Genomic DNA, 18,134 nt, shown 5'->3' with positions numbered 1-18,134 from the left:
CGTGTCGGACCACGCGGGCGGGGGAAATAACCTCATCCGAGGCCAGATCGACATTGTCGGTGATATCGAGGAGCCCGGAGATGAAGGTGCGGTAGCACGAGACCCCTTCGGCCTGCAACGCCTGCCGATCCGCCATCGCGTCGCCCGTCGCCGCCGGAGGCTGTTTCACCACGAAACCACCCTTGGCGCCGACCGGCACGATCACCGCGTTCTTCACCGCCTGAGCCTTCACCAGACCCAAGATCTCGGTCCGGAAATCCTCCAACCGATCCGACCAGCGCAAACCACCCCGCGCCACCGCACCGAACCGCAGATGCACACCCTCCACCCGCGGCGAATACACGAAGATCTCATACCGCGGCCGCGGCTGCGGCAGTTCCGCGATGAGCTGCGGATCCACCTTGATGGAGAGGAAATCCCGGGGCGCACCGGCGGCGTCGACGACATAGTAGTTGGTGCGCAGGGTCGCGACGATCAATCCCAGAATGGCCCGAAGAATACGGTCGGCGTCCAGGCTCACGACCTCGTCGATCCGGGCGCGCACCTGCTTTTCGATATCGGCCGCACGTTCGGCGGAATGGGTGTCCGGATCGAAGCGCGCCGCGAACAATTGGGCGAACAATCGGGCCGCATCGGGGTAGGTGAGCAGCACCCGGGCGATATTGGCCTGACTGTACGGGAAACCGGCCTGTTGCAGGTATTTCGCGTAGGTGCGCAGGACGGCGACCTCGCGCCACGGCAGCCCGGCGCGCAGAACCAGTTCGTTGAGGCCATCGGCTTCGGCCTTGCCGTACCAGACCGCCGCGAACGCATCGGTGAACCGTTCCCGGATCCCGCGCTTACGTGCCTCCACTTCGGCTCGGTCGGCCTCGGTGGCGGTTCCTGCGCGGGTGAGCTCAAGGAGTTCCGTGTCGAGGTCCTGGCCGATGGCATTGCGCAGCAGATCGGGCCGAGCCAGCAGGCCGAAATCGTAGATCCAGCGCTCCACTCGCGCTGTTTCGGTGGATTCCCCGTCGGGGGTGAGCACGACCTGATAGGGCCGCTCGTCGACGACCTCCACGCCGAGGCTCTGCAATACGGGCAGGACCTGGCTCAGCGAGATCCCGGCACCGCCGATATAGAGCGAGAACCGCCAGGAGCCGACCGGGGCGTCGGCTGGTCGGTACAGCTGCTGATCGATGGCGCCATCGGTCAACCGCTCCAGTCGCGCGATATCTGCGAGTGCCCGTCGGGGGGAGAAATCCTGTTTGTAGCCGTCGGGCAGGGCCGCGGCGTAGCGCTGCACCAGCCGGGGGTCGAGCAGTGTCGAGGTGCTGACCTCTTCGTCGAGACGGTCGTTCCAGGTATGGCTGGCCTCGGCGAGTAGATGCTGTATCCGCAACCGCTCCTCGTCGGAGATCTGCTCGACGCGCTCGGCCCGGATCGGCTCGGTGGAATCGTCGGGTTCGGTTATCGGCAGCCGCACCGTGAAGTACACGCTGGCGAGCTCGCTCTCGCTCACCCGCGCCGAATAGTCGATGGACTCACCACCGAGTTCACGGACCAGGATGTCCTGCATTTCCAGCCGGGTTTGCGTGGTGTAGCGGTCGCGGGGCAGGTAGACCATGGCCGCGACGAATCGTCCGTAGGGGTCGGTGCGCAGGAAAAGCCGCACCTGCCGCCGCAAACCGATATTGAGCACGGCGCTGGCCGTGCGCCGCAGCGTCTCGGTGTCGGAGGAGAACAGCTCGGTACGTGGGAACGACTGCACCACCTCGAGCATGGCCTGCCCGGAGAACGAATCCAGATCGAATCCGCTCTCCTCGATCACCGAACGCACCCGTCGTTCGATCACCGGGATATCGAGCACGTTCTCGTGCAGGGCCGTCACGGTGAAAACGCCGATGAACAGGTGCTCGCCGCGCACCACGCCGGTGTCGTCGAGGTCGGCGACCCCGATGAAGAACGGGTACACCGAGCGGTGCACGGTCGCCGGAATCAACCCCTGGGTCATCTTGAGCAGCGGCCGGTCCACGCCGTTGATCGGCACCCGGAAATCGGTACCGACTCCCGGGCGCAGCATTCCGAGGCAGGAATCCCGGTCGATCTCGATATCGGCCGGGTCCGCGTTTGCGTGTTGCCGGTAGCGGGCGTAGCCGAGCACGGTGAATTTACCGTCGGCCAACCAGCGCAACAGGTTTGCGCAGTCGGTCAGGTCCTGTGCCGGAAACGGCGCCGTGCCGGTCTCTGCGAGGCGGTCCAACCCGGCCGCCACTGCCCCGAAGGTCTCGTGGATCTTCGGAGTGTCGCCGACCACCTGTCGCACATCGTCGACCACGCTCGGTACAGCAGCGGCAATACGGTCGAGGAGGTCGTCACTGGTCGACGGATGCAGTTGGATGTGCATCCACGATTCACGCAGACCCGTCCCGCCGTTTTCATCGACCGCGTGCGGACGGGCCGAGATCAGTCGACCCGTCCGGTCGCGTTCCACCTCGAAGATCGGATGGATCACCTCGCTGATGCTGACGCCCATCCGAGCCAATGACGAGGTGACGGACTCCACCAGCAACGGCATATCGTCGGTGACCACTTGGACGGCGGCGCCGAGCCCGGCACCGTCATCCGGGTGGTAGACCCGCACCGAGGCCCGCCCGGGGTTGCGGTCCAGCGCCAATTCCAGATGCCTGCGGAAAACCTGCGTGATACCACTGATCACGCGGTCCGCGTCGCCCGCGTCGACATGCCGGAAGTATCCCTCTTCCAGTTCGCCGAGATCGGCGCGCAACGCGTCGAGCAACTCGGCAGTCCATGCCGCGCCGGACAATTCGGACGAGACCGTCATTTTCGCCAACTCCCTCGGATGCCATTCCGTGCCCTGTGACGCCGGTCCCGAGACTAGTCCTGCACCCGGGAGGGGGGAAACGAGCCGAGGATTACCCGCGAGTCAGCTTGCGGTGGGTCACCCGATGCGGCCGTGCGGCTTCCGGACCGAGGCGTTCGATCTTGTTCGCCTCATAGGCTTCGAAGTTGCCCTCGAACCAGAACCAGGCGGCCTCGTTGTCGTCGTTTCCTTCCCAGGCCAGGATGTGCGTGCAGGTTCGGTCCAGGAACCACCGGTCGTGCGAGATGACCACGGCACAACCGGGGAAGTTCTCCAGCGCGTTCTCCAGCGAGCCAAGCGTTTCCACATCCAGGTCGTTGGTCGGCTCGTCGAGCAGGATCAGATTGCCCCCCTGCTTGAGCGTCAGCGCCAGGTTCAGCCGGTTGCGCTCACCACCGGAGAGCACCCCGGCCGGCTTCTGCTGGTCGGGGCCCTTGAAGCCGAAGGCGCTGACATAGGCGCGCGAGGGCATTTCCTGGTGACCCACCTCGATATAGTCCAGCCCATCCGAAACGACCTGCCAGACGGTCTTGTTCGGGTCGATACCGGCGCGGTTCTGGTCGACGTAGCTCAGCTTGACCGTCTCACCGATCTTCACGGTCCCGCTGTCCGGCTGCTCCAGACCCACAATGGTCTTGAACAGCGTCGTCTTACCGACACCATTGGGGCCGATCACCCCGACGATGCCGTTACGCGGCAGGCTGAACGACAGGTCCTTGATCAGTTGACGATCGCCGAAACCCTTGTCCAGGTGCTCGACCTCGACCACCACATTGCCCAGACGCGGACCGGCCGGAATCTGGATCTCCTCGAAGTCCAGCTTCCGCATCTTCTCGGCCTCGGCGGCCATCTCTTCGTAGCGACCGAGCCGGGCCTTGTTCTTGGCCTGCCGGGCCTTGGCACCCGAACGCACCCAGGCCAACTCTTCCTTCAGCCGCTTCTGCAGCTTCTGATCCTTCTTACCCTGCACCGCCAGTCGTTCGGCCTTCTTCTCCAGGTAGGTGGAGTAGTTGCCCTCGTAGCCGATGGCCCGACCGCGGTCGAGCTCGAGGATCCAGCCGGCGACATTGTCCAGGAAGTACCGGTCGTGGGTGACGGCGAGGACCGCGCCCGGGTACTGGCCCAGGAACTGCTCCAGCCACAGCACGCTCTCGGCGTCGAGGTGGTTGGTCGGCTCGTCCAGCAGCAGCAGGTCGGGTTTGCTCAGCAGCAACTTGCACAGCGCCACCCGACGACGCTCACCACCGGAGAGGTTGGTCACCGGCTCGTCCGGCGGCGGGCAGCGCAACGCGTCCATGGCCTGTTCGAGCTGCGAGTCGATGTCCCAGGCGTCGGCATGGTCCAGGTACTCCTGGAGCTTGCCCATCTCGTCCATGAGTTCATCGGAGTAGTCGGTGGCCATGAGTTCGGCGATCTCGTTGAAGCGGTCGAGTTTGACCTTGACCTCGCCGAGCCCCTCCTCCACGTTGCCGCGGACGGTCTTCTCCTCGTTCAGCGGCGGCTCCTGCTGCAGAATGCCGACCGTCGCGCCCGGGGCGAGGAATGCCTCGCCGTTGTTCGGCTGGTCCAGTCCGGCCATGATCTTCAACACGCTGGATTTACCCGCGCCGTTCGGGCCGACGACGCCGATCTTGGCGCCGGGAAGGAAGTTCAAGGTGACATCGTCGAGCACGACCTTATCGCCGTGCGCCTTGCGAACCTTCTTCATTTGGTAGATGAACTCAGCCATGCGACAACCCTAACTGTCGTATGCCGTCCGCCCGCACTCCATGCAGGTCAACGGCGGTTTTTCCGATAATTCGCGGCATCGGGCACCGATGGGTACGAACAATTCCTCCCCCGCCACATCGCGAGGGCCGACCGAGGCGACCCGCCGCCTCCTCGGGGCGCGCCCCCGCGACGAATCCCCGTGAGTGTATGTCCACATCACCGAGCCGCGGGCTCGGGGATCACACGTCGGCGGGCTCGGGATGCCGGGTGGGCGGGACGGTCTCCATCACGGTGTCCCCTTGCCGATCCTCCCCCGCTGTATTCGTCTCTTCAGCGATCGGAGTGCCGCCGATATTCCCCGATTCGTTCGCCACGGATCGCCATCGGGTCACCTGGGCCATGCACCGGGTGAGATCCGGGCCGACGGTGTGCGCGCGCATCTCGAGGTCACGGCGCTCCGCACCGTCGCGAGTCCGGTACTCGTTCGACCGCAACTGGCCCTGAACGATCACCGGGTCGCCGCGGTGAATCGAGGCGTTCACCCCCGCGACGAGCCGACGCCAACAACTCACGGTGAGAAACAACGTCCCGTTGTCCACCCATTCCCCGGAATCACGGTCGAGTCTGCGAGCCGTACTCGCCAACCGGAAGGTCACCACCCGATCGCCGCCCGGCAGCTCCCGCGTTACCGGATTGCTGACCACCGTACCGATGACGGTTGTGATCGCCTCGTACATATCCACATCCCTTCGCTCCACCCGGCGATACCGGGCCGCCCCTCCCGTGCTTCGGGAACGTCTCCATCGTCGCCTCCGACGAGCGCCTCTGGAGGACGGGAACCGAAGTTGTGGACAACTCCCGCAATGTGGACAAACACCTGTGCGCCCTTGACGGGGCGGAACGATTCGGTTCAGATCACGGCCAGGTCGGTATTGGCCCCACACAACACCACCACGGGACGCACCCCGGGGTCCGGCACATACCGGCCACTGAGAATCGCCGCGAGCGCCACCGCGCCCGCGAGCTCGACGACAATGCGGAACTCCCGCCACAGATACGCCCGGGCATCGGTGATGGCGTCCTCGGTGACCAGCACCGACCGCACCCCATGGCGTTGGGCGATATCGAAGGCGACCTCCCCGATCCGGGTCGCCCCCAATGCGTCGGCGGTGATACTCGACACCCCCACCTCCACCGGCCGGCCCGCCGACAACGCCGCGTGCAGGGTCGGGATTCCTTCCGGTTCCACCCCGATCACCTCGCGCCGCCGCCCCAATGCGGCCGCCACCCCGCCGAGCAGACCACCGCCGCCGACCGCCACCAGCACCGGCGGTCTCCCCCGCACCTGTTCTTCGATCTCGAGCCCGATCACCCCGGCCCCCGCCACCACACTGGGCAGGTCGTAGGCGTGAACGTGCAGAGCCCCCTGCTGCTCGGCGAGCTCGGTGGCGTGCTCGTAGGCCTCGGCGTATGTGGTCCCGTGCCAGCGCACCTCGGCGCCGTGCGACCACATGGCCGCCACTTTGGTATGCGGCGCCGATTCCGGGACGACCACGGTGCACGCCATATCCAGGCCCGCCGCGGCCAACGCCGCGGCGATCCCGGCATTACCGCCCGAGGCGATGACCACGTGCTCTGGGCGTCGGCCCGCCGACAACAACGCGTTGTAGCTGCCGCGCACCTTGAAGGTGCCACCGTGCTGGAGGTATTCGAGTTTGAACGTGACCGGCACCGGTCCGGTCGGGCCGGGAACGGAGGTGTGGAAGACCGGGGTCTTGCGGATCCGCCCGCTCAGTCGCCGACGAGCGGCTCGCACGTCCGACCGGTACACACGACGGCTCGGTGGGTGGGTTTGCAACGGGGTCCTCTGGTCTGTCATCTACGGGCAGCTCGATCTCGCTGGGCCAATTCGGCGAACATGGCATTGTGCGCGGCCAGTTCCGCGTCGTTGTCGCGTTCGGCCGCCCGGTCGCTGCGCCGCGCCAGGCGCTGGTCGCTACGCGACCACTGGATGAGCAGAGCCATCATCACCACGACCAGCGGCACCTCGCCGCTGGCCCACGCCAGACTCCCGCCGGTGCGCTGATCACCCAGCAGATCCGTATGCCAATCGAGTGCCAGACTGCGATAGAACCAATCGCCGAGCACGGCGCTCATACTCATCAGTGCCACACCGAAGAAGGCGTGGAACGGCAGCGAACCGAAAACCATCCCCAGTTTCATCAGCGGCTCCACCCGACGAGGTTTGGGGTCGATTCCGATGACCACCCAGTAGAACAGGTAACCGCTGATCAGGAAGTGCGCGTTCATCAACACATGCGCCGCGTGCGAATCGACGAATGTGTCGAAGATGCCACCCAGGTAAAGGGCGTAGAAACCGACCACGAAGATCACCGATGCCACGATCGGGTGGGTCAGGAACCGGGAGACCGGATTGTGCACGGCGAACAGAACCCATTCCCGCGGCCCGGGTGGGCCGTTGCGGCCGGCGGGCGGCAGGGCGCGCAATGCCAGCGTGACCGCTCCGCCGAGCGCCAACAGAATCGGCGTCAGCATGGACAACGCCATATGTGCACCCATGTGCACGCTGAACATCGCCGGCCCGTACCGTCCGACACCCGATGACGTGGTGAACAGCAGCACCGCGCACCCGGACAGCCAAGCGACGGTTCGTCCGACCGGCCAGGAATCGCCACGCGCGTGCAACCGCCACACACCCCACAGGTACAGCACGGCCAACAGGACGGCCGCAGTGCCGAAGATCAGATCGAAACGCCAGTCGAACAGCAGCCGCGCCACCGTGGGCGGGCCGTCGAGCCCGTAACCCAGTTCGACCTCCACCGGCGTCGGCACACTCGTCGGCGGAGGCGGCGGCGTCCGGCCCAACCCCACCGCCAGACCCATGGTGGCGGCGAAGAGCACCACTTCCATCCCGGCGAACCGGATGAGCGAACCGCGATCACGCGGGTCCGCGGCCAAGGCGGGCAGGGCCGCGCGCCGCTGCCACCAACCGAGCACACCCAACACCGCCAAGGCAGCGACCTTGGCCAGGACCAGGCGTCCGTAGGTGCTGGTGAACAGTTCGCTCCAGGGCACCCGGACCCATGAGTTGACCACCCCGCTCACCGCGAGGACGACGAACGCCACCGTGGCCACCACGGAGAACCGCCGGGCCGCGATCTCGGTGCCGGTGCCGTCGCGCAGCGCGTGCACCAGCACGGCCACCAGACCGCCGACCCAGCAGGCAGCGGCGACCAGGTGCAGGATGAGACTGTTGGTGGCCACATCGTGCGATCCACCGGAAGACGAATGTCCGGTCAGCGCCAAGGGCAACATCGCGGCGATCGAGGCGCCGAACAGCACCGGAGTCCACCCCCAGCGCAATGCCAATCGGCAGCCGACGGCCACGACGAGCGCGAGCACTGCGGTCAGTCGCCAGGTCCCGGCCAGTTCGACCCGGTCGATGACACCCCACAACTCCCCGGGCGCCCATATCTCGCGTACGGGCCGCCCGGTGCTGTCGGAAACGGTCAGCGGAACGAGCAGCGCCGCGCAGCCGGCCCATCCCGCCGCGGTGATCGAGGCCCGCCGCACCGCGCGGTATCCACCCACATCGAGCAGGCCGTTGCGTTGCGGTGGAATGAGGAACGCGGCGAACAGCAGCGCCCCGACCGTCAGGGCGGCGCAGAGATCGGCGAGCGCGCGCACCGCGGGCAAACCGTATGTGGTGAGGGGGCCCGGGTCGGGGATTCCGAGCAGACTCAGCGCCTGTTCCGCCGACAGTCCGACCACCAGTGCCGCCACCACGGCCGCGATCGCGCACAGCGAGAACAGCAGCGGTCCCGCGACTGTGGCGACCCGCCCGCGAGCACTCTCGACGGCGGGTTCGGCGGACTGTGCCGGGGCTGCTGACATAGGTTCGAGCGTAGTTCGATTGCCCGCTCCCGGCCCGCCGGGGCCGTATTCCGGGCAGCACGAATCGAGCGATTTGGTCAATCGCTATAATCATTCGGCTGGACAGCACGGCCGATCTCGGCCATGGTGGAACCACTGCCTCCGTAGCTCAGTTGGATAGAGCAAGGGCCTTCTAATCCCTAGGTCGCAGGTTCGATTCCTGCCGGGGGCACCCTCCGCATGGGCAACACTGTTGCCCATGCACGTATCGGCTTCGACCGCGTTGCCGTCGTGACATTCCCGACGGCGGCGCCGGTCGGGCCGGTACCTCCTTCGGAAGATTCGCTGCGTAAGCGGGGTCTACCTGCCACAGAGGCGATCCGGTACGGGAATCGGTTGTATGGGTCTCGGCGAAACCTCCAGGTTCGGGGCCCGCGGGTCGACGGGCCGAGAGTGGGCATGTCCTGGAGAGATGTGTACCCACTGGGTGGATCGGTCAATCAACCCGGCTTCGCGCTGATCTGCGTCGATCCGGCGTGCCGCCGCCGACACGCCGAACGACGGGTGTTCCGAATCGTTACAACAGACCCAGCAGTCCGAGATCGGTGGCGTACTTGCCGATGATCTCCCGCGTCACATGAGGAATGTCCTTGTCGGGCCCGATTTTCGCCTCCCGCACCGCCGCGTGGAAACGCTCGGTCGGTGCGATGGAGCCGCGGACCGGCCGCTGCGGTTGCCGGTAACTGTGCAGCAGAGGTAACACCGAATGCCGACGCTGCCGATCCGGCAGGGCCCGTAGCGCGGTCTCGAACCGCCGCAGCCACGTCTCGTAGTCGGGGATGCGTTCGATGGGGTGGCCGGCGTCGATCAGCCAGTCGACACAGGCGTCCAGCGAGATGTCGTCGTCATACGGGTTCATCACGTGGTAGGTACGGAACTCTGCCGCCGGTTGCGCGCCGAGGGCGGCGATCGCCTCGGAGACGAAACCGACCGGCAACCCGTCGTAGTGGGCTCGCTGCCGCCGACCGGCGGAGTCGAGTTCGTAGAACGAACCGGGCGCGATACCGGTGGCGAGCAGGCTCAACATCAACCGGGTGAACATATCGGGGACATTGAGCTGACCGGCGTACTCGGTATCGGCCAGGATCAGATCGCATCGGAACACCGCGACCGACAGGCCGCACAGGTCGTGGGCCTCCCGTAACAACACCTCACCCGCCCATTTGCTGTTCGAGTAGCCATTGGCATAGCTGTCGTCGAGGGCGCGGATGGGGCCGATCGTCCGGATATCGGCGTCCTCGGTGAACGCCGACGGGTCGATCTGCGCGCTCACCCCGATGGTCGAGACGTAGGTGTAGGGCTTCTGTTTCGTGGTGAGCGCGAGCCGGATCAACTCGGCGGTGCCCACGACATTGGGGCCGAACAACTGGCTGTAGGGCAGCACATGGTTGACCAGCGCAGCCGGGTCCACGATCAGGTCCACGGTGTCGGCCAACCGCTGCCAGGTGGTGTGATCCAGTCCCAGCTCGGGCTCGCTCTTGTCGCCGGCGAGGACCTCGAGATGCCCGGCGGCCGCCTCCCGATAATGCGTGAACAGCCGCGGGTCGCCTGCGGAGAACGTCCGGTCCAGCCGTTGCCGGGCCGTGGCGTCGTCCTCGGCGCGCACCAGGCAGATCAGTTTGCCGTCGACGAAGGACATCCGCCGCAACCATTCCAGGGCCAGATACCGTCCCAGGAAACCGGTCGCGCCGGTCAACAGGACGGTCCGTGCCGTACTGCTCGGTCCGGGGAGGCTCGGCGCGGCCGCGAGCGTCGCAGGGTCGAGGAACTTGTCCAGGGTCAGATCGCGGGCGCGCAGCTCGGTGGCCCCCGCACCGTGCACCGCGGCGAAGGTCGGCCGCTCGGTGCCGCCGCGTTGCCGATCGATGTACTCGGCGAGGGCACGCAGGTCGGTGGCCGGGCCGACGATAACTCCCACCGGCACGTCGACGTCGAAGATATCCCGCAGCAGGTTCGCGAAGGTCAGCGCCGACAGCGAATCCCCGCCGAGATCGGTGAAATGTGCCTCGGGCGGCGGAGCGCCGTCCGTCGTGCCCAGAAGCGCGCTCACCGCTCGGCGCACCGTCTCCAGGACGGGCCGGTCGGCTCCATCGCGCCGCAGCGCGCGCAGCTCGTCGGTCCCGGCTTCGGCCAGTTCGGTGTAGAGCTGTTCCAGCCGGGGACCGTAATGCTCCTCGAGCTTGGGTCGCGCCAATTTGCGACTGCCGGTGAGCAGCCCGTTTCGCAGGGTGAACGGCGTGGTGTCGACGATGAGGTCACGGGGGATCTCATAGGACTGCAAACCGGCCGTTTTCGCGACCTGCCGCAACGATCGGCCGATCAGCGGTTTCAGCGCCTCGACATCGCCGCCGGCACGTGCCTGCGCCTCCTCGGTGGGGACCACGACCGCCAGCAGATACGAGCGGGTGCTGTTGCCGTAGACATAGATCTGCCGCACCAGCGGGCTCCGGGCGAATACCGCCTCCAACTTGGAGACCGTGACGAACTCTCCCTGGGACAACTTCAGCACGAAGCTGCGGCGGTCGACGTAGACGAGTTCGTCGGGAGCGACCTCGGCGAAGATATCGCCGGTGTGATAGTAGCCGTCGGCGTCGAACACCTGGGCCGTGACGTCGGGGCGCCTGTAGTAGCCGGGGGTCAGCGACTCGGACCGCACGGCCAGCTCACCGCGCGGATAGGGCCGGTCGGTGCGGAAGTAACCCAGCTCGGGGACGTCGACGAGTTTGTAGTCGATCACCGGTGGACGCCGCACCCGGCCGTCGAGGGTGATACTTCCGGCCTCGGTGGAGCCGTATCCGTCCCGCAGCGGTAGATCGAGGAGGTCTTCGACCCACACCTTCATCTCCGCCGACATCGGCGCGGAGCCCGTGGTCGCCGACAGGAACCGTCCGCCGAGCAGATTCCGGCGCAGCTCGGCCGTTACCTCGGCCGCCACCTCCGCCTGCTCCCTCCCGTCGGCGGCCCGGCGGTACATTTCGCTCTGGAACCGCTGGAACAGCATTTCCCACACCCGGGGCACGAAGGTCAGTTGGGTGGGCCGCACCAATGCCAGATCGTCCAACAGGGTCGACAGATCGCTCTTGGCGGCGAAATAGACGGTACCGCCGCTGCCCAGCGCCATCCAACAGATCGCGCGTCCCAGGATATGGCTCATCGGCATGAAGCCGAGCACGATCGATGGTTCGGTGCCGCGCTGTCCCCATCGCTCGGCGGTCGCAGCCCGCCAGTGCTCGGCCACCATTCGGTCGGTGATCATGGCGCCCTTGGGCGCGCCGGTGCTACCGGAGGTGTAGATCAGCAGGGCCAACGAGTCCGGTTCCTCGGCGGGGGCGAGCGGTACGGGTGGTAGGGCCGTACCGCGGTCGATCACCTCGGCCAGGGTTTCGATGACCACCGGACCACCCGCCTCGGCCAGTTTCTCCGTCGCGGCCGCGAACGCCTCACGCTGGTCGTCGACCCGGGGGTGGTAATCGAACACGATCAGCCGAGCCGGCAGATGTCCGGCGAGCACCGCGGTGACGGCGTCGTCGAGATGGTCGATACTCGCCGCGAGCACTGTCGGCTCGGTTTCGGCGATGATGGGCCGCAGCCGCTCGGCCGGGGCACCGGTCTGCAATGGAACCGACACCGCGGCCAATCGGGTCAGCGCCATATCGATGGTCGTGTAGTCGACACTGGCGAATCCCAGGATGCAGACCCGGTCACCGGCTCGGACGGGATTACCGGCCAGGGCACTCGCGATAGCGCCGGCGCGCTCCCACACCTCGCGATAGGTGAGGGTCTCGTATCGGGGTAGCAGTTCCATCGAGGTGCGACCGGTGCGCGGGTCGGTGATGTAGTCGACCGCGCGCTGCCCGAGGGCGGGCCGATGCGCGTAGCCCTTCGCCACGGCGTGCACGACCCGCGCCGATCGCCGACCGGCCCGCTCTACCTCCGCGGTGACAGCCACATCGGGACGGGCCGCGGCGAACTGCTCATCGGTGGCGTACAGCTCCGCGATGCGGCGCTCGAGCCGGGATTCCCGGGTATCAACTGACATCGGATTCACCTCGACGACGTTTGGGTGGCACTCTCGAGTGTCATATGACATCCTCAAGTGTCAAAGCGGCACTCCAGGATGTCAAGAAAGAAGGCGACGGAAGTGACGGAAACGACCCGGACCACCGCCCGGCACAGTGTGATGCGCCAGAAGAGACTGCAGGTCACCACCGATGCGATCGTCCAGGCCGCCCAGCGCGCCATGGACGAGCACGGACTCGATGTCACCGTCGACGAGATCGCGGCCCTGGCGGGGGTCGGACGCCGGACGGTGTTCCGCCACTTCCCCACCCGCGAGGACCTCATCCAGGCCGCCGTCACGGCCGACTTCGCCGACTTCTTCGGCTCCCTCCCGCCCTACGAGGGCACCGACTGGGAAAACTGGTTGGCGGATCTGGCCCGGCGAGTACACCGACGAACGGCCGAGGCCGGACGGGTCATCTCGCATCTGCGCACCCGCCGCCTACCACCGCGACTGGCCGACGCCTACCACGAACACCTACGGGCGCTGCACCGTATGTTCACCACGATCACGACCACCTTGTGGGAAGCGGCCGACGGCGAGGGGACGCCCCCGGATCGACTGCGCCGCACGGTCGCCGCCCATCTGAGCCCCCTGTTCACCCAGGCCGTGTTGCTCGACGCCGAGGGCACCCCGGAGTTCGCCGCCGAGATGGCGAGCACCGCCATCATCGCCACCGTACGCGGACTACTCGGCAGTCACCCGTAGCAGATCACCGCGCTCCCACGTCCTCGATAACGAGTTTCCGTACCGCACCCGAACAGGTAGAGTTCTTCCCTTCGTGTTCGGGCGAGAAGGAGCGTCAGTGGCGATCGGCGGGGGGACGGGAGGCGGATCGTTCACGGTGTACCGGTGTCTCGCCGTCGCCGGGTTCCGACGCCAATGGCAGTACAAATCGGCCATGTTCGCCGGAATGTTCACCAACTGCGTCTTCGGGTTCGTCCGCGCGGCCATCATGACGACGGCGGTCGGCGCAACAGGCGGGTTCGCAGGCTACGACGCCGGCAGTATCGGCGCCTACGTATGGATTTCCCAAGGGTTGCTGGGCGCTCTGCTGTTCATGGGCGCGGAAGTCGAGCTCGGCGAACGGATGCGAACCGGCGATATCGCCGTGGACTTCCTGCGGCCGGTAGACATCCAATTCGGCCATCTCGCAGCCGATCTGGGTCGCGCCGCGTGCACCCTCCTACCACGGGCCGTACCCAGCCTGCTGGTCGGTACACTCACCTTCGGCCTGGTCCTACCGAGCACCCCGGGGCCGTATCTGCTCGGCGCGGTCAGCATGACCCTCGCCGTCGCGCTGTCCTTCCTGTCGCTGTTCGCCCTGACGACCATCGGCTTCTGGGTGGTCGAGACCCGCGGCCTGCGCACCCTCCACGGTGTCGGTGGCTCTTTTCTGGCCGGGTTGGGCGTGCCGGTGCACGCCTTCCCGGAGTGGCTGCGCACGGTGGCTGATGCCACCCCGTTCCCGTCGATGTTGCAGGCCCCCGTCGATGTGCTGTCCGGGCGGATCGTGGGCCTCGACGCCGTGCGAGTGATTGCGATCCAGGCCGGATGGGTACTGGTGGTCGGCGCGGTAGGCCGAATACTGCTGGCGGCGGGACGACGCAAATTGGAGGTGCAGGGTGGTTGAGACCGCACTGTCGCCCCCCGCGGTCCGCCCCGGCCCGGCGGGGTCACCGTGGACCCCCTATGCCGCGGTGCTGGCGTCACGACTGCGGGCCCAGCGCTCCTATCGGCTGTCCTTCGCCACCGAGGTGCTGGGCTCGCTGCTGGTCGGCCTGGTGGAATTCGCCGAGGTCTGGGTGGTCTTCCACAATGTCGGAGTGCTCGGCGGCCTCGATATGGACGCCGCGCTGCTGCTGTTCGGCCTGAGCAATCTCTGCTTCGCACTCGCCCAGGTGATGTTCGGCCACCTCGACGAGCTACCGAAGCAGATCCGGCTCGGCACGCTGGACATCTATCACCTGCGTCCCCAGCCACTGTTGCTGCAATTGATCACCAGCGATATCTCGCTACGCCGACTCGCACGCGCCGCGGTGGCGCTCGTGGCCCTGGGCATCGGTCTGATTCGCAACGACATCGCCTGGTCGGCGGAAACCGTCGCCCTGCTCGCGCTGAGTGTGGTGAGCGGAATCGCACTGTTCGCCGGGATACTGGTCACCGCCGCCGGATGCCAGTTCTATCTGATCGACGGAGCCGAATTGACCAACAGTTTCACCTACGGCGGCTCGTACGCGGCCACCCAGCCCGCCTCGATCTTCCCCACTCCGCTGCGCCTGTTGTTCGGTTTCGCCATACCGGTTGCCTTCACTGCCTACCTGCCGACACTCGCGCTCCTGCGCCTACCGGGCCCTGCCCTGTTGCCCACCTGGCTTGCCTGGCTGTCGCCGGTGGCCGCTGCCTGGGTGTGGCTGGTGGCTCTGTTGGTGTGGCGGCTCGGCACCCGGCACTACCAAGGAGGAGGGGGCTGATATGTCCGATCCGGGCATCGTCGAGGTCGACGGGTTGACCAGGACATTCGTGCGTTATCGCCGGGAGGGCCGGTTACGACGTCGCCGTGCGGAGGTCACCGCGGTCGACGCCATGACCTTCCGGATCGAACGCGGTGCGGCGGTGGGCTATATCGGCGCCAATGGCGCGGGCAAATCCACCACCATCAAAATGCTCGCCGGCATTCTGGTGCCGACCTCCGGCACGGTGCGCACCTGCGGACTGGAACCGTCCCGACAGCGTCGGGAGCTGGCCTCCCGGATCGGTGTGGTGTTCGGACAGCGTTCCCAGCTGTGGTGGGATCTGCCGCTGCGTGAATCGTTCTCCATCCTGAGCGCCATCCACCGCCTGGACGCGGACACGGGCCGTAAACGGACCCACGAGCTGATCGAGCGACTGGAGATGGCCGATACCCTCGACACCCCGGTCCGCCAACTGTCCCTGGGGCAGCGCATGCGTGCCGAGGTCGCCGCGGCCCTGTTGCACTCCCCCGAGCTGATCATCCTGGACGAGCCCACCATCGGTCTGGATGTGGTGTCCAAACAGCGGCTGCGCGAATTCCTGCGGACCGAACGCGCCGAACGTGGCACCACGCTCCTGCTGACCACACACGATATGGGCGATATCGAACGCCTCTGTGAACGGATGCTGGTGGTGGATCACGGTCGGTTGGTGTACGACGGATCGCCGGCCGGGCTCGGCACGACGGTGGGGGCACGCCGGATGCTGATCGTCGATCTGACCGAACCCACCCCGGCACTCACCGATCTGCCCGAGGCGACGCTGATCTCCAGCGAGGCCGACGGTATGCGACAGCGTCTGGCCTTCGACGCCGAGAGCACCACCGCGGCGCAACTGCTCGCCGCGGTATCGGCGCGGGCCGAGGTGCGGGACCTCTCGATCGAAGAACCCGAGATCGAGGACATCGTGCGGCGGCTCTACGAATCCACACGGTGACGAGCGCGGTGCGAACCGACCGTGCCGGCGCCGACCGCGATGGTGGCGCCGGCACGGGTTCGGGGACGGCTTATTCGTCGCCGGTCTCGGTCGTATCCCCCGCGGGCTTGGAGGTATCGACCGCGGGCGAGGCCTCCTCGATGGGCGCGGTCTCTTCCCGTGCGCCCTGATCGAGCCGGAAAGGCGGGTACTCGTCGCGGAGCAGCCCGGCATACACCTGAACCCGAATCATCCAACGGTTGATGCCCATCAGGAAGTCGAACAGCCCCTGCGGATAGCGTCCCGTGAACAGCAGGGCGAACACCGCGACCAGGACCAGCACCCCGAGCAGTGGAATCGCGAAGACAACGCTGTCGTCCATCTCGCCGGTCGCCAAGGTGATGGCGCCGCCGACCAACGCGCCCACGATCAGATAGTGCGGGATGGCCAGTAGCCACCATTTCACCAGCACCAGGCCGCGGTGCAGACGCTCGGGATAGTCCACCTCGAGGTCGGCCGGATAGTCGGCCCTGCTGTCCAAGGTGAACGGCGGATAACGGTCGGTGCCCAGGACCGTCCAGACGTAGTACGACACCCGCCACGTCCAGCGCGTGACCCCGACGGAGAAGTCGAACAACCTTCGCGGATACCTACCGGTGAACAGGATCGCGAAGAAGGCGATCACGGTGACCACCGTATAGGCGATATGCAGGAAGAACAGAACGATGTAATGAGGTATCGCCAGAATCCATTTCACGATCCACATCCACCGCGACAGCGCGGGGTCGAGATCGCCACGGACTCGGACCGGATAGCCGGGAGTAACCGGGTTGCCGGACATGATCGAGCTCCTTCATGGTGCCGCTTCGGTCGAGTGGATCCACCCAACCGCCCATTTATTGTGACGCACAACACAAATGAGCGGGGCCATGTTGCGATACCGACCCGAAAATCGGACGGCACCCGAAGGACGCTAGGACGTGGTGACGGGCACCCCGATCGCATTCACCCGCGGCAGGGCCTCGGGATACTCACGCCGCAGCCAGCAGATCAGTTCCTCACGCACCGCGCACCGCAATGTCCAGACATCGCCGGAATTGCGCCCGGTCATCGAGGCCCGGACCTGAATACCCGAAGGGGTGCTGTCGGTCACCAGGAGGTTCCAACTGCGACCGTCCCATTCGGGCCGCCCCCGTAGGTACTCGTACAGATGCTCGCGTAGTTCGGGCACGGGGGCGCTGTGGTCCAGATACAGATAGACGGTGCCGGTGAGTTGCGGACCGCCCTTGGACCAGTTCTCGTACGGCTTGCTGTTGAAATACGACACCGGCATGGTGAGCCTGCGGTCGTCCCAGATCCGGATGGTGATGAAGGCCAGGGTGATCTCCTCGACCACCCCGTACTCTCCCTCCACCACGACCGTGTCGCCGATCTTCACCGAGTCGCCGAAAGCGATCTGGAGACCGGCCATGAGGTTGCCGAGCGTGGACTGGGCGGCCACACCGGCGATGACGCCGATGATGCCGGCGGAGGCGAGCAGCGAGGTCCCCAATGTGCGCAGGCCGGGGAACAGCAACACCATGGCGACGGCGGCGGTGGCGACCGCCAGCACGGTGGTGACAATGCGACGCACCAGGGTGAGCTGGGTGTTCAGCTGTCGCACCCGCGCGGTATCGGCGCCGCGGTTCGCATAGCGGTTCAGGGTGTTCTCCGCCACGGCATCGACCACCCGGATGGTCAGCCAGACCATCGACATCATCGCCATCGCACCCAGCACATTGCGGATCACCGCGTCCTGGGGCAGATCGAGTCGGGCCAGGGGGTAGGTGTAGTGCAGCCCACCGCAGGCGAGCAGGATCTGCAACGGCAACCGAACCCGCCGCAGCAGACCGGGCAGCTTGTTCGTCGGATGTCGCTGTGCGCTGTAGCGCAGCATGCGGTCGATAGCCCAGCCGATCACGATGGTCGCCGCCGGCGTGCCACCGAGAACGATGAGCGGGCGTAGCACATTCTCCAAGGCGTCCAACTCCTTGCCCATCGGTCGTCCATAGCTCGTCCACAAGGCTACAGTTCGATAACGACTTGGATCGAGACCATACGGACACCCGCGTTTCACTC

Annotated in this window: 12 protein-coding genes and 1 tRNA gene; 5 read left to right on the top strand and 8 right to left on the bottom strand. The window is 66.4% G+C overall.

All coding sequences use genetic code 11. The features are described 5' to 3' along the window. The 5 genes from ON32_RS05880 to ON32_RS05860 form a co-directional block, all read right to left on the bottom strand. A partial coding sequence (locus ON32_RS05880) for an NAD-glutamate dehydrogenase domain-containing protein (RefSeq protein ID WP_040789356.1) occupies positions 1-2,824 on the bottom strand: 2,824 nt, incomplete at its 3' end. Positions 2,825-2,915: 91 nt separating this feature from the next. Beyond that, entirely contained in the window at positions 2,916-4,592 is a 1,677-nt protein-coding gene (gene ettA, locus ON32_RS05875; protein WP_040789354.1) for an energy-dependent translational throttle protein EttA, read from the bottom strand. A 220-nt stretch (positions 4,593-4,812) separates the two neighbouring features. Next, positions 4,813-5,310 (bottom strand): single-stranded DNA-binding protein, encoded by a 498-nt coding sequence (gene ssb, locus ON32_RS05870; RefSeq protein WP_051132911.1) that lies wholly within the window; start codon positions 5,308-5,310, stop codon positions 4,813-4,815. Between the two features lie 173 nt (positions 5,311-5,483). Continuing rightward, a complete protein-coding gene (locus tag ON32_RS05865) occupies positions 5,484-6,452 on the bottom strand; it encodes a threonine/serine dehydratase (RefSeq protein ID WP_051132910.1) in 969 nt (322 codons plus the stop codon). Continuing rightward, entirely contained in the window at positions 6,449-8,488 is a 2,040-nt protein-coding gene (locus ON32_RS05860; RefSeq protein ID WP_040789350.1) for a bifunctional copper resistance protein CopD/cytochrome c oxidase assembly protein, read from the bottom strand. Before ON32_RS05860 ends, ON32_RS05865 begins: the two co-directional genes overlap by 4 nt. Before the next feature lie 137 nt (positions 8,489-8,625). On the opposite strand from ON32_RS05860, the gene ON32_RS05855 reads away from it, so the two are divergent. Further along, positions 8,626-8,699, top strand: a tRNA-Arg gene (locus tag ON32_RS05855). A gap of 345 nt (positions 8,700-9,044) precedes the next feature. On the opposite strand, the gene car is transcribed toward ON32_RS05855, so the two are convergent. Beyond that, on the bottom strand, positions 9,045-12,566 hold the full coding sequence (car, locus tag ON32_RS05850; RefSeq protein ID WP_040789375.1) for a carboxylic acid reductase: 3,522 nt from the start codon (positions 12,564-12,566) through the stop codon (positions 9,045-9,047). 102 nt (positions 12,567-12,668) lie between these two features. Between car and ON32_RS05845 the strand changes: the two genes are divergently transcribed. The 4 genes from ON32_RS05845 (at position 12,669) to ON32_RS05830 (ending at position 16,037) form a co-directional block, all read left to right on the top strand. Further along, the gene (locus tag ON32_RS05845) at positions 12,669-13,295 is read left to right on the top strand and encodes a TetR/AcrR family transcriptional regulator (protein ID WP_040789348.1); all 627 of its coding nucleotides are present in this window, start codon (positions 12,669-12,671) and stop codon (positions 13,293-13,295) included. Positions 13,296-13,392: 97 nt separating this feature from the next. Beyond that, on the top strand, positions 13,393-14,220 hold the full coding sequence (locus ON32_RS05840; RefSeq protein ID WP_245550829.1) for an ABC transporter permease: 828 nt from the start codon (positions 13,393-13,395) through the stop codon (positions 14,218-14,220). Beyond that, positions 14,213-15,061, top strand: coding sequence for an ABC transporter permease (locus ON32_RS05835; RefSeq protein WP_245550828.1), 849 nt, complete (start codon positions 14,213-14,215; stop codon positions 15,059-15,061). The genes ON32_RS05840 and ON32_RS05835 overlap by 8 nt, the downstream gene beginning before the upstream one ends. Before the next feature lies 1 nt (position 15,062). Continuing rightward, positions 15,063-16,037, top strand: coding sequence for an ABC transporter ATP-binding protein (locus ON32_RS05830; protein ID WP_040789346.1), 975 nt, complete (start codon positions 15,063-15,065; stop codon positions 16,035-16,037). A 70-nt stretch (positions 16,038-16,107) separates the two neighbouring features. Here the strand turns inward: ON32_RS05830 and ON32_RS05825 are convergent, their stop codons facing one another. Continuing rightward, a complete protein-coding gene (locus ON32_RS05825; RefSeq protein ID WP_040789344.1) occupies positions 16,108-16,857 on the bottom strand; it encodes a DUF4389 domain-containing protein in 750 nt (249 codons plus the stop codon). A 132-nt stretch (positions 16,858-16,989) separates the two neighbouring features. After that, complete coding sequence (locus ON32_RS05820; protein WP_245550826.1) at positions 16,990-18,054, bottom strand: mechanosensitive ion channel family protein; 1,065 nt, start codon at positions 18,052-18,054, stop codon at positions 16,990-16,992. Positions 18,055-18,134 lie beyond the last annotated feature (80 nt).

It is taken from the genome of Nocardia paucivorans NBRC 100373 (assembly GCF_000308675.1).
Lineage (GTDB): Bacteria > Actinomycetota > Actinomycetes > Mycobacteriales > Mycobacteriaceae > Nocardia > Nocardia paucivorans.
Note: the sequence above shows the minus strand (reverse complement) of the source record. Positions and strands in the feature narration are given on the sequence as shown.

What these genes read in the sequence shown, in the direction of transcription:
- ettA (WP_040789354.1), bottom strand. Translation starts at nt 4,592, where the DNA reads ATGGCTGAGTTCATCTACCAAATGAAGAAGGTTCGCAAGGCGCACGGC.
- ssb (WP_051132911.1), bottom strand. Translation starts at nt 5,310, where the DNA reads ATGTACGAGGCGATCACAACCGTCATCGGTACGGTGGTCAGCAATCCG.
- ON32_RS05865 (WP_051132910.1), bottom strand. Translation starts at nt 6,452, where the DNA reads ATGACAGACCAGAGGACCCCGTTGCAAACCCACCCACCGAGCCGTCGT.
- ON32_RS05860 (WP_040789350.1), bottom strand. Translation starts at nt 8,488, where the DNA reads ATGTCAGCAGCCCCGGCACAGTCCGCCGAACCCGCCGTCGAGAGTGCT.
- car (WP_040789375.1), bottom strand. Translation starts at nt 12,566, where the DNA reads ATGTCAGTTGATACCCGGGAATCCCGGCTCGAGCGCCGCATCGCGGAG.
- ON32_RS05830 (WP_040789346.1), top strand. Translation starts at nt 15,063, where the DNA reads ATGTCCGATCCGGGCATCGTCGAGGTCGACGGGTTGACCAGGACATTC.
- ON32_RS05825 (WP_040789344.1), bottom strand. Translation starts at nt 16,857, where the DNA reads ATGTCCGGCAACCCGGTTACTCCCGGCTATCCGGTCCGAGTCCGTGGC.
- ON32_RS05820 (WP_245550826.1), bottom strand. Translation starts at nt 18,054, where the DNA reads ATGGGCAAGGAGTTGGACGCCTTGGAGAATGTGCTACGCCCGCTCATC.